General features: G+C 42.8%; 20 protein-coding genes. All 20 read right to left on the bottom strand.

All coding sequences use genetic code 11. From position 1 onward, the window contains the following. Positions 1-4 precede the first annotated feature (4 nt). Positions 5-262 carry a hypothetical protein gene (locus ACFQ4A_RS13630; RefSeq protein WP_382401543.1) on the bottom strand — a complete coding sequence of 86 codons (258 nt, stop codon included), beginning with the start codon at positions 260-262 and terminating at the stop codon, positions 5-7. Beyond that, positions 255-617 carry a DUF192 domain-containing protein gene (locus tag ACFQ4A_RS13625; RefSeq protein ID WP_382401541.1) on the bottom strand — a complete coding sequence of 121 codons (363 nt, stop codon included), beginning with the start codon at positions 615-617 and terminating at the stop codon, positions 255-257. The genes ACFQ4A_RS13630 and ACFQ4A_RS13625 overlap by 8 nt, the downstream gene beginning before the upstream one ends. Next, complete coding sequence (locus tag ACFQ4A_RS13620) at positions 614-1498, bottom strand: type II secretion system F family protein (protein ID WP_382401539.1); 885 nt, start codon at positions 1496-1498, stop codon at positions 614-616. Before ACFQ4A_RS13620 ends, ACFQ4A_RS13625 begins: the two co-directional genes overlap by 4 nt. A gap of 21 nt (positions 1499-1519) precedes the next feature. Next, a complete protein-coding gene (locus tag ACFQ4A_RS13615) occupies positions 1520-2359 on the bottom strand; it encodes a type II secretion system F family protein (protein WP_382401537.1) in 840 nt (279 codons plus the stop codon). Then, the gene (locus tag ACFQ4A_RS13610) at positions 2356-3639 is read right to left on the bottom strand and encodes a CpaF family protein (protein ID WP_382401535.1); all 1284 of its coding nucleotides are present in this window, start codon (positions 3637-3639) and stop codon (positions 2356-2358) included. Before ACFQ4A_RS13610 ends, ACFQ4A_RS13615 begins: the two co-directional genes overlap by 4 nt. Continuing rightward, a complete protein-coding gene (locus tag ACFQ4A_RS13605; protein WP_382401907.1) occupies positions 3636-5159 on the bottom strand; it encodes a nucleotide-binding protein in 1524 nt (507 codons plus the stop codon). Before ACFQ4A_RS13605 ends, ACFQ4A_RS13610 begins: the two co-directional genes overlap by 4 nt. 2 nt (positions 5160-5161) lie before the next feature. Continuing rightward, positions 5162-5785 (bottom strand): SAF domain-containing protein, encoded by a 624-nt coding sequence (locus tag ACFQ4A_RS13600; protein WP_382401533.1) that lies wholly within the window; start codon positions 5783-5785, stop codon positions 5162-5164. A gap of 50 nt (positions 5786-5835) precedes the next feature. Continuing rightward, entirely contained in the window at positions 5836-6045 is a 210-nt protein-coding gene (locus tag ACFQ4A_RS13595) for a hypothetical protein (RefSeq protein WP_382401531.1), read from the bottom strand. Positions 6046-6059: 14 nt separating this feature from the next. After that, positions 6060-6557, bottom strand: coding sequence for a prepilin peptidase (locus ACFQ4A_RS13590; RefSeq protein ID WP_382401529.1), 498 nt, complete (start codon positions 6555-6557; stop codon positions 6060-6062). Continuing rightward, the gene (locus ACFQ4A_RS13585; RefSeq protein ID WP_382401527.1) at positions 6554-7117 is read right to left on the bottom strand and encodes a hypothetical protein; all 564 of its coding nucleotides are present in this window, start codon (positions 7115-7117) and stop codon (positions 6554-6556) included. The genes ACFQ4A_RS13590 and ACFQ4A_RS13585 overlap by 4 nt, the downstream gene beginning before the upstream one ends. Continuing rightward, a complete protein-coding gene (locus ACFQ4A_RS13580) occupies positions 7062-7475 on the bottom strand; it encodes a hypothetical protein (RefSeq protein WP_382401525.1) in 414 nt (137 codons plus the stop codon). The genes ACFQ4A_RS13585 and ACFQ4A_RS13580 overlap by 56 nt, the downstream gene beginning before the upstream one ends. Positions 7476-7486: 11 nt before the next feature. After that, on the bottom strand, positions 7487-7657 hold the full coding sequence (locus ACFQ4A_RS13575) for a hypothetical protein (RefSeq protein WP_382401523.1): 171 nt from the start codon (positions 7655-7657) through the stop codon (positions 7487-7489). A gap of 71 nt (positions 7658-7728) precedes the next feature. Further along, the gene (locus ACFQ4A_RS13570) at positions 7729-7926 is read right to left on the bottom strand and encodes a Flp family type IVb pilin (RefSeq protein WP_382401521.1); all 198 of its coding nucleotides are present in this window, start codon (positions 7924-7926) and stop codon (positions 7729-7731) included. 129 nt (positions 7927-8055) lie between these two features. After that, the gene (locus tag ACFQ4A_RS13565; RefSeq protein ID WP_382401519.1) at positions 8056-8253 is read right to left on the bottom strand and encodes a Flp family type IVb pilin; all 198 of its coding nucleotides are present in this window, start codon (positions 8251-8253) and stop codon (positions 8056-8058) included. A gap of 120 nt (positions 8254-8373) precedes the next feature. Then, on the bottom strand, positions 8374-8544 hold the full coding sequence (locus ACFQ4A_RS13560) for a hypothetical protein (protein WP_382401517.1): 171 nt from the start codon (positions 8542-8544) through the stop codon (positions 8374-8376). After that, positions 8541-9320, bottom strand: a complete 780-nt coding sequence (locus tag ACFQ4A_RS13555) for a hypothetical protein (RefSeq protein WP_382401515.1) — start codon at positions 9318-9320, stop codon at positions 8541-8543. Before ACFQ4A_RS13555 ends, ACFQ4A_RS13560 begins: the two co-directional genes overlap by 4 nt. Then, the gene (locus tag ACFQ4A_RS13550) at positions 9321-10214 is read right to left on the bottom strand and encodes a type II secretion system F family protein (protein WP_382401513.1); all 894 of its coding nucleotides are present in this window, start codon (positions 10212-10214) and stop codon (positions 9321-9323) included. It abuts the gene before it with no gap. Beyond that, the gene (locus ACFQ4A_RS13545; protein ID WP_382401511.1) at positions 10211-11476 is read right to left on the bottom strand and encodes a CpaF family protein; all 1266 of its coding nucleotides are present in this window, start codon (positions 11474-11476) and stop codon (positions 10211-10213) included. Before ACFQ4A_RS13545 ends, ACFQ4A_RS13550 begins: the two co-directional genes overlap by 4 nt. Further along, a complete protein-coding gene (locus tag ACFQ4A_RS13540) occupies positions 11466-12383 on the bottom strand; it encodes an AAA family ATPase (RefSeq protein ID WP_382401509.1) in 918 nt (305 codons plus the stop codon). The genes ACFQ4A_RS13545 and ACFQ4A_RS13540 overlap by 11 nt, the downstream gene beginning before the upstream one ends. Further along, positions 12380-12961 carry an SAF domain-containing protein gene (locus ACFQ4A_RS13535; RefSeq protein WP_382401507.1) on the bottom strand — a complete coding sequence of 194 codons (582 nt, stop codon included), beginning with the start codon at positions 12959-12961 and terminating at the stop codon, positions 12380-12382. The genes ACFQ4A_RS13540 and ACFQ4A_RS13535 overlap by 4 nt, the downstream gene beginning before the upstream one ends. Positions 12962-13047 lie beyond the last annotated feature (86 nt).

Below are 13047 nucleotides of genomic sequence, written 5' to 3'. Positions count from 1 at the left end.
CCTTTTACCATCCGCCACCGCTACTACCGCTGGGCTCTTTAATACCGATAGCGTCGGTAATACTATTAAACAATTGCATTAGCTGGTCGCCAAATAGTCCAATCACTAATACGATAATGAGAATGATACCGCCGATAATCATTCCATATTCCATCCAAGTCTGTGCTCGGTTATCACGGGCTTTCAGGTGAATATTTTGTAACGAAAAATTATCTTTTACAGCTATCAAAAATGCTAATACATAAGACATTACCTTATACACAAAGCATTCCTCCTTTTGTTGTTTGGTCTAATTCGATATAATGACCTGTCATCATGTCACCAAGTTTTCCACTCGGTACTTCCAACACCATTTGCGCTTTACGGACAACTTTTGTTGCACGCCACGGTTTCATATCCAATACGGCATGTACCACTCTCCCTTGACGATCTAAATAGAACACATCAATGTTTTGTTTCATAAAAAAGGTATGGACGCTCTTAGTTGGTAGTAACATCCCCCCTTTCCAGTTAGGACGGAACAACAGCCCTCGAAGGCGCTGCAACACCGTCTCAGCAATCAATACTTCACAGGAGTGGCCATCATTTCGGACAGTGATCTTTTTAATGCCCTTCATACCAAACCACTCTGCCCAAACGACATAAGTACAGGTGCAAACAGAATAGCCATCATTGGCATGAGAATGAAGAAAAACATTGGAAACAAAATTTTGGTGCTCATTTTTTGCACCTTCTGATCAATCTGATTATGTCGATTGTTTCTTACTGCAAATGAGAATTGACGCAAAGAGTAAACAACATCCATTCCTGCGCCATATTTGTTTGCCTGATGAAGTATTGTCACCAATCCGTTTAGATCCGGCTGATCCACTCTTAAAGACATCTGATGGAGTGCATCTGTCATACCTCTTGTCTTACTCTGCCGGAGCATCACATTCATTTCTTCACCCAATGGACCACTAACAGCCAGTGCTGCCTTTTCCATGCCGGAATAAATCGAAGCACCTGTTTCCAGCATTAAAGAAAAGACATCAACGAACGAAAGTAACTGATCGTTAATGTCTTCTCTGCGTTCTTTCCATTTTTTATTGAGTGCCACTTGTGGGCGCACCCATCCGGCAAATCCAAAGAAAAGCAGTATTAAAATACCCATTCCGCCGGCCAAAAAGCCAACACTTCCGAATAGAATACCAATGAGTGCGCCTGCCAATTGCTCGCTTACCATTTCTTCGGGCGTCCGTTTTACCCCTGCCTGATCCAGTTTTTGTTCCAGCTTCTTTTTCCGTGAATCATTTAATACAAGGGGAACAAATCCCCGCATTTTTTCTGCCAATTGCTTAAATAATCGGCTTGTTTGTTCTACCGGTTTATAAGAACGGTCACGAAATGTTTCTTCATGCAGTATCACATTATCCAATTTCCTGCGCCGGAATGTAAGCACTTGATAAATTCCGCCAAACAGCAGTAATACCGAAACCCCTGCCAGTACACCAATCACATGCAAAACCTCCTTTTACTGTTAAACTTGCGTCATACGCCGAATTATCAAGTAACCGGCGAGCATCATCATGTAACATACTGCTGTAAAAATTTGTATAATCAAACTCGAACCACTGGCCAATGTAGGATTTTCAGATATCGAACCATACACTTGTAAAAGGGCTGGGACACCGATTCCTATTCCAAGCAATAGATTAGCTGTTAATACTCCTTGTGTTGTTTTGGACTCGATTTCCTGTTGCAACGCTCGTCGGTTTCGCACATCAGATGCAAACATCTCCACAACCTCAGCCAAGTCAGCACCATTCTTTTGTGCTTCCTCCAAAGCTGATGCCATCATACCAAGATCAGGCAGATCCGGATTATCCTCTGCTGCCTTTTTTAGTGCATCAATAGGTGGTGTACCCAAATCCTGTATCGAAACAAAAGCCGTATCAAAGACATCATGTAACGGTTCAGGTGTTTTCTCCGCAAGGTATTCCATAAACTGATACAACCCACCGCCGCCTCGTAAAACGTTAATACCTTGGTACAGCACATCTTCCAGTTGTTTTTCCATTCGTCGTATTTGCTTTTTCTTTCGCCCACCGCGTGTAAAAAGTGGCATAAATAAACCGACTACTGCAAATACAGCTCCCCAAAATATGCCGCCAACCAAAAACCAGCCGGCAACAAAAAAGCTACCGGTAAATATTAGGTAGCGAGGAAGCCCTTTAAAGGATATGGGAATATTTTTCTTGTCAGATGTTGCCTGTTCACCGAATATAACTTGATTCAGTCGCTTTCTACGGTTTGTTGCTAATGTATAAATGCCTGCAATCAGTAATAATACAGAAACGGTTGTTAAGACGAAGATCATACTGCATCACCCCCTCCTTCCCACGTCCATGTTATGGCTTCTGCTGTTTTATCAAGTTCAGGTTCCGAACGGGGGACTGTTTCGTTAAGAACAACACCGAAGTGTTCCAATTTGTCCTGTAACGCCTTTGAAGGTTCGGCCACTTTTTCCAACTGTCCATTTTGCCATTCAAATAAGTTTCTTGTTTGTACTTTTCCGTTTTCCATATTCAATATCTCAGCAATTTGAACGACACGCCGGTCACCGTTTATTTGCTCGGCATGGACACCGATATCCAAAGCATCAGCAACCCGTTTAAGGATGACTTCCGGCTCTAATGTAGTATTACCTTCCGATACCAAATCAGGCAACCGGTTATTACACATACTTTCCACATTATCTGCGTGAACGGTACTCATGGAGCCGGAATGTCCGGTCATCATCGCTTGCAGCATATCCACTGCAGTTCCATCACGAATTTCTCCGACTATGATCCGGTCGGGGGCCTGACGCAAACTGTTTTTAACTAAATGCCGGATGGATACCTCACCTTCCCCTTGCAGATTCGGGCCTCTTGCTTCCATCCGTCGCACCCATTTCCCTTTCAGGTTCAATTCTGCCGGGTCTTCAATCACAACAACGGAGTCCATCTCACCCCAGTATTCAGACAAACAATTCAAAAGCGTGGTTTTGCCACTTGATGTACCACCGGAAACCATTAAATTAGCACGCCCGGAAACAGCTTTAGACAAAAAGTCTGCTGATTCTTCCGTAAGCGTGCCACTCTGAATAAGATCATCCAATGTTAAGCTCTTTTTAAACTTTCGTATCGTGACTTGAGTTCCATCTACAGCAATCGGCGGAATAACCGCATTTAACCGACTCCCGTCCGGCAAACGGGCATCCACTCTTGGTTCTGATTCATCCAATCGCTTACCGACAGGGGCGAGGATTTTTTCCAGTGTATTTCTCAGGTGGTCATCGTCACGAAATACTGCGTTTGTTTTCTTCCGTTCCCCGTTTTGTTCAATAACGATTTTGTCATAACCATATATCCAAATTTCAGTTACTTCCGGATTTTGAATAAATGTTTCGATTGGCCCGTAACCCATCACATCTTCAATCAGTTCTTCAATGAATTGATCACGTACCTGAAAATCAAGTCTTAATCCCTGGCGGTGAATAGCATCAAGAATTTGGACCTGTAACTCTTCCCGATTTGGTTTCTTTTCAGCATTTTTGGTTTGTCTTTCCATTTCCGCCAGTATTATCTTTCGGGCATTTTCTAAATCCTGACTCATCCTAATTTACCTCCAAATAACCGTTCTAATAAGGAAGGTTTCTTTTCAGTATCCTTTGGAAGGTAATCCTGAATAAGATTTCGGGCTATTTTCTCAATTTCCATTGCTGCTGGTGATTTACCTTTTAGTGTCAATGGTGTACCTTCTGATAGTGCATCCAATACAGCAGGGTCATCCTGCACCTCTCCAGCAATATCCATACCAATGTATCGTTTAACCTCCTGCGGGTTTAAAGGCGGACGTCCTTTTTTCGGCATCCGATTAATAATTAGTTGTGATTGCGTCAAATTAATATTGTGTTCATTCAAAGATTTCTTTGCTCGTGTCATATCCCGTACCGCCGGTGTATCCGGTGTTGTGACAAACAGTGGATGTGTTGACATAGACATGGCCATAAGCGACGATTTGCGAATGGAATATCCCATATCTACGACAACAATGTCAAACATTTGATGAGTACCGGAAATAACGTGTTTTGCTTGTTCCTCGTTCAGTAAAAATTCCATTTCCGGACGTTCCGGCCCTGCTAGTATCATCACGCCTGATGGTTGATGGAACGTAAACAGGTTTTTTACATAGTCAGGATTAAAGTTTTCATCTTTTGGCCAATCAACAACACTGCCACGTGGGACTAATTGCAAACTGGCTGCAACGTCACCAAAGTCCACGTCAAAGTCAACCAAGCCCACATTAAAAGCATTCTGTGAACCTAAATACTTCATGGACAATTGCCTTAATGCTACCGCAATATTCAAGCTCATAGTCGTCTTGCCAACCCCACCTTTAGGGGAGTACACGGTAACAATCATCTTCGGACGAGGAGGAGCCTGCCCGAACATCTGCATGCCACCACCGCTTTGTTGCATTCCCATTGGTTGTTGTGGCATGCCCATTGGTCTATCCATTGGCTGCCCGTTCATCATCGGATTCATGCTTTGGGGCTGACCCTGCATTTGCCCCTGTTGCCCCTGCATAGACTGTCCACCGAATAGTCCTGCGCCACCACCTGTATTAAACTTATTCTGTGGCTGCTGTGGCTGTTGTCCACCAAAAGGACTGTCTTCCGATTTTTGCTGTGCCTGGAATACCGACGACACGGAAAATTCCTGTGGTTGCCAGGACACATCATTGTTTTGTTCCGGTTGTGCCGGTTCTTGAAAAAGATTCGGCAATTCATCCTGCACCTGATGGAGTGGCTTAATCAGGATAGCAACTGCCCCGACACTTTTCGCTTCCTGTTCCAGCCCGCTGTTTTGCTGGTTCGTTGTCACAACGATTTTCGTCTGTGGTGATTGTTGCGCTAATTGCTGACAAAAGCTTTGCCAGCCTTGTACTTTCTCGTCAATGGCCACAAGAAATGGCGGCTCCTGCCCAATTTTATCCAATGCCAGAGAGATAGATGGCGTTAAGAGGGCTATCTCAGCCCCTTCAACCTGTGAAAGGGCACGCGCTCCTTGCTGTGCATCCTGCTCATTGGTTTCAATTACCATCACTTTCTTTGTTTTGGTCGCTGCTGCCATCACTACTTATCTCCTCCTTCTGTTTCGCTTTCTTCTTGTTCATCGCCCTTATCATCTTTATCTGCTGTTGCGCCTTGTGCATTATAAGGAACAAGTGCTATTTGAATATCATTCATGACTGGTACGATTTTCTTGACCTGTTCTTGACTCAAAGCCAATATCAATCCCACCGGATTATCATCATCTTTCGCAATCCCCAGTACCAGCACATTGTCCGCAAGTAAATAAGATGGTTCGTTGCCATCTTTGGACTGTACATATAAATCTATCTGGTTACCGGGTTGCATGTTTTTAATCATGGGATTTTCCGATGGTAGTGCAAAACCTCTTACGCTAGGATCATCGAAATTAGTCAAGACTGAACTTAAATCACCATTACCCGGTAATGCTAGATGTTCCTTTTGTACCGCATTCCCCTTAACAATTGTGGTCGTTGTGAAGTTTCCGGCAACCGTCTTCATTGATGTTGCCACTTGGTTTGGTAAACCGGAAGCCGGTCTTGTCACTTTCTTCAAATCTTCCGTTTTAATTTGTGTAAATGGTTCGATATCATGTTTGGCTACAATTACCGTCGTGTCTTTCATTGCCTTTGATACCATATTATTGGCAACCAGACCGACAACCACCGCCAGTATTACACCACATACGATAAATACAATACCTTTTGTTGGACGTTTCAGTTTTGGTCACTCCTTTCTGCTAGCACTTTTTCACATGCCAGTGCGAGATCATAAGACATATCATGAAGCCTTCTGATTTGTTCGTTATTTAAATCGCCTGCTAACTTTTCCAATCCCATTTCAGCTGTGACATATATACCATCCAGCACCCTTTCAAGGTTATCTTCATGCTTCGTTAAACCTAAATCGTCATTAAACTGTGCCATGTTGTTTCCCCCCATTAGAATAATGCTATTAACTGTACACTCCAGACACTAGCACCTATCAGCACTGCCCCCGGAAAATGAATGGGCTGAATGACTGAACCGGTCTTGGTTGTGAACCCGATTGCGTCCTGTTTCAACACTGCCAGCAGCGACATTTTTTTCCTTCGACATGCTTTAACCATGGCATATATCGCCATGCCAAATTGAATTAACATATATGCAACTATCGCCGCAGCAACAATCGTGAAATTGGCAACAATAGAACCGGCAACTGCAAATAGCTTCACATCTCCAGGACTTGTCATGCCAAATATATATGCTAGAAAAAAGAAAGCGAACGCAAAGGCCATCGCAATAAACGAATCAACCAGCGTCCCATTAATGGTGTGCAGTAATAACGATAGAATGATACAGGGCAATAAGAACTTGTTATAAATCTTTCGATACTTCAAATCCGTATAAGTCGTAATGAGAACCATTACAGTTAATAAGGCAAAGAAAACTAAAGTCATGATCCCTCCCCTTCCGTGATTGATAAGTCAACTTCGGCAACTGCCGGTACATAATAAGTGGTTTCATCCGTCCCCCAAATATCTGTTACGGTTGTTTGAACAACCGCCAACACACCGGGATTTTGAAACGTATGACGGAATTGAACATCAGATCGTTCAACCGTATAGGGGAGTGACTCTTCATCAATGATGCTGAAATCAACAATTTGAAACCCATTTTCAAAAACACTGTCCTCTGTCGGGTTTAGTGCATTATTCAGCTTCAAATTATCTGTCAGGTATGTTTTAAATTCCTGTTTTGCTTTGTCTTTCGGGATAACAATTTTCGCATTCTCAGATAACTCTTTTGTATCATATTGCATCGTTGCTGCTTTCACAGCACGATTCATCGCTGTTTTAATCTTGTTTTGCTGAACATTGGCATAACCTTCTGATAACACAAAAGAAGCCAGTGAGATAATGAGAACAATAGCAATCATATACCATATTGTTGCAAACCCATTATTACGGGAGATGTTCGGACATAATTGATCCTTCAACCATAAACGTATCGGATTCAATATCATCCCCTCCGATCAACGCCATCACACCTGAGAACATCGACTCTTCCGGACGTTCAGCAACAATTCCAACATGAACCGTTCCACCTCTTTCCACTGGATCGGTTGTCGTATCCGGTGTAAAAGAAACATTCTCCATACCTGTTTCAGCCAGGTTTTGCTCGGTAATTTGCTTTATCTCCGGTGTTACCTCACCTTGTACTGCTGCCATTTGTAAAGTCCGGTTCAATTCCTGCTCTAATGATTGGATGGAGTGCATTTGCATCTGTGTGACAATCGGGAAAAAGATGATAAACGTCATTAAAATGGCTCCAATTAAAAACTCGATGGTGCTAAAGCCTTTTTCGTCTTTAACCATTGATACTACGTTTACCCTCCCCCCATTATTGTAATGGCATCTTTAATGTGATTGGCTGTTCCACTAAAACTATCCTGTAAACTCAAGAATACAGCTAACGCAACGGCAGCGATGACACCTGCACCGACAATATATTCAATCGTCGAAAAACCCATTTCATCCTGAAATATATTAAAATCCATTTTAATCACCCCTTCCCAAAACAATATCCCCCTGCCAAAAGGCAGAGGGATGTTTTGGAGGTTATTCATTTTTAGTTGCCTACCTCATCGACAGCATTAGAGGATTGTTGTCCCGCTTTATCAATAGCACCACCCACATCTTCACCTGTACCACTAATCTGTCCTTGTAGTGATGAGAATACACCAATAGCCAGTGCAGCCATTACGCCGGCACCGATGATGTATTCCAATGTACTCAGACCACTTTCATCTTTCAAAAATTTCTTCACGTTAATTTCCTCCTTTGTTGGTCTATTAATAATGCAGCCCTTTTACGAACAACTTCTTATTTTTTCCAAAAAACAGCCCCCTTTTCACAATAAAAAAGTGGGGCACACCTTTGGAGTTTTTTTACATCTTTAGTTGCCTACTTTATCGACAGCATTAGAAGACTGTTGTCCAGCTTCATCAATAGCGCCGCCTACATCATCACCTGCACCGGTGATTTGTCCCTGTAAGCCGGTGAACACACCGATTGCAAGTGCAGCCATCACACCAGCGCCGATAATGTATTCCAATGTCGATAATCCGGATTCGTCTCTCAAAAATTTTCTCATGTGAACACCCCCTTTCAAAATTTGTGGTCTGTTTACTTCAAGCACCAACCATTTCACCCCTTATATAATTGAACGGAACTCATTCCTTCCCCCGCATTCCCCCTTTCAAATGAAATAGTTTTAACCTTCATCAGTCAGATAATAATCACTGTAATACGTATCGGGCTGTTGTTCTTCAACTGAATCTGCTGCCGGTAGTAGTGTGTAAATAAAAGCACCGAGTGCAATACCCGCAACCACACCAGCGCCGACTAAATACTCCACCGTGGAATAACCTTTTTGCTTTTTCATAACAACACCCCTGAGAATCCATCAAACATATTTAAGGCTTTAATAAAGAATGGATAGAACCATGTCACAATAGCTGAGGCAAATGGAAGAAACAAAAGGGCAGTATAAAAAATCGGCTTAGTCGCCGATCCTGCCTCTTTATTCAAATGCTCCATTTCCGCCAGTTGCTTTTTCCATTCTTTCAAAAACTCGAGTGACCGTTCTCCGCCTCTGACAACCTGTATGAACATGGTTGAACATGTCTTTAATTCCGCAATTTCCAAGTCTCCTAATAATTTTAGGGCTTCCTCCGGCCCACCACGATCCTGCCACTTAAAAAGGACTGGACGGAACGCATAAGGCAACTGTTTTGTTACCACCAAAGCATCCTCAATTGCCACTTCCATTTTGGCTCCTGATTGATACAGGGACAAAAATGTATCTAAAAACACCGGTAGTTCCTGTACCATTTCCTTTTTGACACGTTTTTCTTTTGATTCAATGACGCGTTTAAAGGCAATGCCCACAAAAAAACAAATGGTAAACACAATAAATGCCGGCTGCAAACCACTTGTAAAATAAAGCAAAATACCGACAACAATGCCGGTATAAAAGCCAATCTTTTGTATGATTTCCGCCTTACCGGGTGTCAAGCCAAAAGGATAAGGGATAATGCGTTCAGTCCCTTCCAGTTCCTTTTCCTTTGTGTTATGCGGAATATAATCCAGTATGTTTAACAATTGCCATACGATGTAACCGATAGACCCGGCAATCACGCCAGCAGCACCATAGATCATTTAATCCAGCTCCTTTCGATTCATCAACATGAAAATGGCAAGACTTATCAAAAGAGAGCCAACAATAAACACAAGTGCCCAACGTCCACCGGTTGTTGTCGTAAAGAATGTATAACTATCAGGGCGTATGACAAGGTTCACCAAGAATAGTACAATTGAGCCAATCATCAATATTAAATGAACCAGCCTTACCTGCGCCAATTCAGACCGGTCTTTTTTGGCTTCCATCTGCCGTTTCTTTTGTTCCGCAATCATATTCAAAAGTGGCTGTTCGATTTGTGAGCCTCTATTCTCTTTCATGGTCAACAATGCGGTAAAAAGTCTCACCCAACGATTATTCATTCGACGGGAAAAACCATCGAGCACCTGATTGACGGAATTACCTGCATAAATTTCATTGGACATCCGGCTGAATTCATCTTTAGCTGGTTCGGGGGCTTGTCTTGCCACAACATCCATTGCCTTTGGTACATTCCGTGTAATCGTGTATTCTGAGTAAAATGTTTCAAATGCTGGTATTAACCCTGAAGCAACCTTTTCCCGATACTGTACCGCATAGTAATTTAAGAGCCATGTTGGAATAGCAGCAAGTGTCACTCCAAGCAAAATACCCACGATAATATTTTTTAAGAGAATAGCACCAAGTATAAAACCAACAATCAAACCAATTAGACTCAACAACAACCATCTTGAAAAGGGCATATTAATTCCGGACGCATCCCGTATTGTTGCGATCCAGTGGAACCAGTGCGGCTCTTTTTCCTGCTTTTCCGCCTTACCAGCAACTCGCTGCATGATATTTCTTCGTGCAACAATCTCATCAAAAAAGACACGGATTGCTACATAGAAACAACATGCTATCACAACAGAGATTACCATGTACGCCCATGTCATGCGAAAACCCCCTCTCGTTTGAGGTTTACGCCTTGAAGTTCCAATTTCTCATGGAGTGCTTGAGAGGCATTGTTTGGTGTCACATCCCATGACTCTTTGAATGCGTCAAAACGAATTAAATCGTTAAACTGCACATCCTCCGCCAGTTCCGGGCAATAGACTTCTGCCACACGCCACAGGCGACGAATCCCTGTTTCCGGTTCCAAATGAAGTTGGACGATTGTGTCGATGGAACGGGCTACCCGTAAATAAAGAGACTTCTGATCCCAATTACGCCCGTCTTCCATAATCATATCGGCTAAGTCTTGAATTGCAGCTTCCGGTGAATTGGAGTGAATCGTTCCAAATGAGCCCGGATGACCACGGCGGAACGTTTTAATCATCTGGTCGGCTTCCTCACCACGTGCTTCCCCTAATACAATCACATCAGGTGACTCCCTAAGCATCGTGTGAAACTGTTTAATCAATGTCCGGCCAAGTCTTGGCTGTTCCTCAAAACAAATGACGTTACGATCAGCTAAAAATTGATCCAACGCCAGCTCATATGTGCCTTCTAATACACCCACTCTGAGGTTTGGCCGGATAAATTGTGTCAACCACTTTAACATGCTCGTTTTACCGGAACTGGTTGCACCAATCAAAAGCGTATTGCTCCGTCCCCGGACTAATTTCTTTAATAATTCCGAGCTTTCCCTATCCAGTGTACCCTGCCGGATATATTCATCCTCGGTCATATCAATGGTGTTATGTTTCCGTAGTGTGATGGTTCGCTGTGATGTTTCCGGCGGGCAGGTAAGCGTAACCCGTGTACCATCCAACATTTTGGATTCCACAATAGGATTTGTTTGATTAAGTTCCTGGTTTTCCACCGAAAGCACCCGTTGTTGTACTTCACGAATAGCATCATCATCCGGAAAGGATACATCCACTTTCATGCGTTGTCCTTTCCGTTCAACCCACACATTGTTTTCACCCGGTCCGTTTACCCATACTTCATTGACACTGGGTTCATCGTAAACACCCTGTATCGGGCCAAGTCCCCAATTACGCTTAAAAATTTCCTGTACCAATACGTCAGGGGATAAACCACTGGCCATAATGCGTTCATCTCGGACAACGTTCCAAATACGGTGACGTACACCTTCGGCTGATGTCTGATCGCCTGCACGAGCCAGCCGAAACAGCTGATTCTGCATATCATCCCCGGTTTCCGCCATTCGTGTTTTTACTTTGTCAGCAATCCGGTCTAAATCATGATTCAAATCTCCATTCCTCCCTTCTATCCGGTGTTGAGTAATACCATTCTTCTTGATTTGGTTCCGGCGATTCTTTTTCCCATGACTCCGGCATTACCCATTCTGTCGGTTTCTCATGCTGTTCATAAGAAAATGCTTTTGATTCAAACATGTCCATCGTTTTTGTGAATGGTTCAATCAACTGTTGCTTTACCATCGTATTCGTTTGTTCCATACGATGGATAGAACGTTCTCCAATCTCTTTCAATTTCCTCAAAAATACTTTTGGAAAAGCTTCATCCAAATTCCCCTGATTCAAGGCATCTGTCATTTTCTTTATAACCGGTAAATCACCGGCAAGCCACAAATCCGTCAGTGTTGCAATATCTTTTGCTGTTACAGATCCATGAAATTGATTAACAATGAGTCCTGCTTTCTTCGTTTGTTCATATGGAATAAAAAAGTCATTTTGCCACATCTGCCATAAATTGTGGTATGTCATGAGATATGGTGTTACAACAACTAAAATCACATCTGCCCGTAACAACAATTCCTTTTGTAAAGGGTGTACAACACCAAAACCGGCATCTACAATCACCATCTGTTCTTTGGTTGCTTCTTTTATAGTTCGCATTAATAATTCACTATGTTGCATATTTTTTGGTGGATATTGCACACCAGGTAATAAAGAAAATCCTTCGTGCTGTACCCAATTTTCGTGCAGTGCTTTTTCAATAGTGTCAGCATCCGAATGCAGTAAAACACGGTCAAGGCCGTACTGTGTATCTTCTAGTCCCATCAGTGCGGCAAGCGTGGGACTGAACATGTTGAAATCCATGAGAATAAGGTTATCTTCCTCCATAGCTTTGGCGAGTCCCAGTGTTAATGTACTAACGCCTACGCCTCCTTTAGCTGACCAAACGGCTATCATCATCGTGAAGCACTCCTTGTTACATTTCCTGTTGTAAAGAAGACGCCTGAACGTTGTTGTGCTGTCGAGACAACCGAAATATCCGCTTCATCTAATGCCAATACCACTGTTACATTACCATCTGATGAATTTTCATTACTTACAACTTGTGATACCAGCACATTCGAGAGTATCTTACGAGATTGTTCTGTGTCTCCCGCATTTTCCCAAATATTCACTTCTGTACCAGCTTCAAGTAAAGGACCGCCTGCTTGAACCGCAGGTAATGTTAACGTGTAATGGCTCTTATCGCTATCGGTTTCCGCCGTAACAACCGCAGGTGTAATCCATTCTCCCTCTTGGATATTATTCGCTGCTTTCTTTCCAATCATGCTTTCAATATCAATAGCCGGGACATTTGCTTCGGAATGAACGGTCATCTTGCGAATCATACTTGTATCAATCGTATGCCCTTTCGTTATGTCCTGTCCGGCAATGTAGACAGTTTTCCCTTCCGGTGGTTGTGCGAAAACAAAAAAACCGCCGCCAGCTGTCGCAGCAATGACTAGGGCAATCACCGTTTTGAATATAGATGACTTCATAAGAGATTTATCCCTCCTCCAGGTGCTAAATGCGTCGTTTTTTGAATTTGCCAAAAAATTATAAACAACATGAAAAATGTCAGTGT

Source organism: Lentibacillus salinarum, assembly GCF_042679865.1.
GTDB classification, from domain to species: Bacteria; Bacillota; Bacilli; order Bacillales; family Amphibacillaceae; genus Lentibacillus; species Lentibacillus salinarum.
This window is presented reverse-complemented; position numbering and strand designations above follow the sequence as displayed.

Coding starts and splice junctions, on each gene's coding strand:
- ACFQ4A_RS13625 (WP_382401541.1), bottom strand. CDS start 617: ATGAAGGGCATTAAAAAGATCACTGTCCGAAATGATGGCCACTCCTGT.
- ACFQ4A_RS13615 (WP_382401537.1), bottom strand. CDS start 2,359: ATGATCTTCGTCTTAACAACCGTTTCTGTATTATTACTGATTGCAGGC.
- ACFQ4A_RS13610 (WP_382401535.1), bottom strand. CDS start 3,639: ATGAGTCAGGATTTAGAAAATGCCCGAAAGATAATACTGGCGGAAATG.
- ACFQ4A_RS13605 (WP_382401907.1), bottom strand. CDS start 5,159: ATGGCAGCAGCGACCAAAACAAAGAAAGTGATGGTAATTGAAACCAAT.
- ACFQ4A_RS13595 (WP_382401531.1), bottom strand. CDS start 6,045: ATGGCACAGTTTAATGACGATTTAGGTTTAACGAAGCATGAAGATAAC.
- ACFQ4A_RS13590 (WP_382401529.1), bottom strand. CDS start 6,557: ATGACTTTAGTTTTCTTTGCCTTATTAACTGTAATGGTTCTCATTACG.
- ACFQ4A_RS13580 (WP_382401525.1), bottom strand. CDS start 7,475: ATGGTTAAAGACGAAAAAGGCTTTAGCACCATCGAGTTTTTAATTGGA.
- ACFQ4A_RS13575 (WP_382401523.1), bottom strand. CDS start 7,657: ATGGATTTTAATATATTTCAGGATGAAATGGGTTTTTCGACGATTGAA.
- ACFQ4A_RS13565 (WP_382401519.1), bottom strand. CDS start 8,253: ATGAGAAAATTTTTGAGAGACGAATCCGGATTATCGACATTGGAATAC.
- ACFQ4A_RS13560 (WP_382401517.1), bottom strand. CDS start 8,544: ATGAAAAAGCAAAAAGGTTATTCCACGGTGGAGTATTTAGTCGGCGCT.
- ACFQ4A_RS13555 (WP_382401515.1), bottom strand. CDS start 9,320: ATGATCTATGGTGCTGCTGGCGTGATTGCCGGGTCTATCGGTTACATC.
- ACFQ4A_RS13550 (WP_382401513.1), bottom strand. CDS start 10,214: ATGACATGGGCGTACATGGTAATCTCTGTTGTGATAGCATGTTGTTTC.
- ACFQ4A_RS13540 (WP_382401509.1), bottom strand. CDS start 12,383: ATGATGATAGCCGTTTGGTCAGCTAAAGGAGGCGTAGGCGTTAGTACA.
- ACFQ4A_RS13535 (WP_382401507.1), bottom strand. CDS start 12,961: ATGAAGTCATCTATATTCAAAACGGTGATTGCCCTAGTCATTGCTGCG.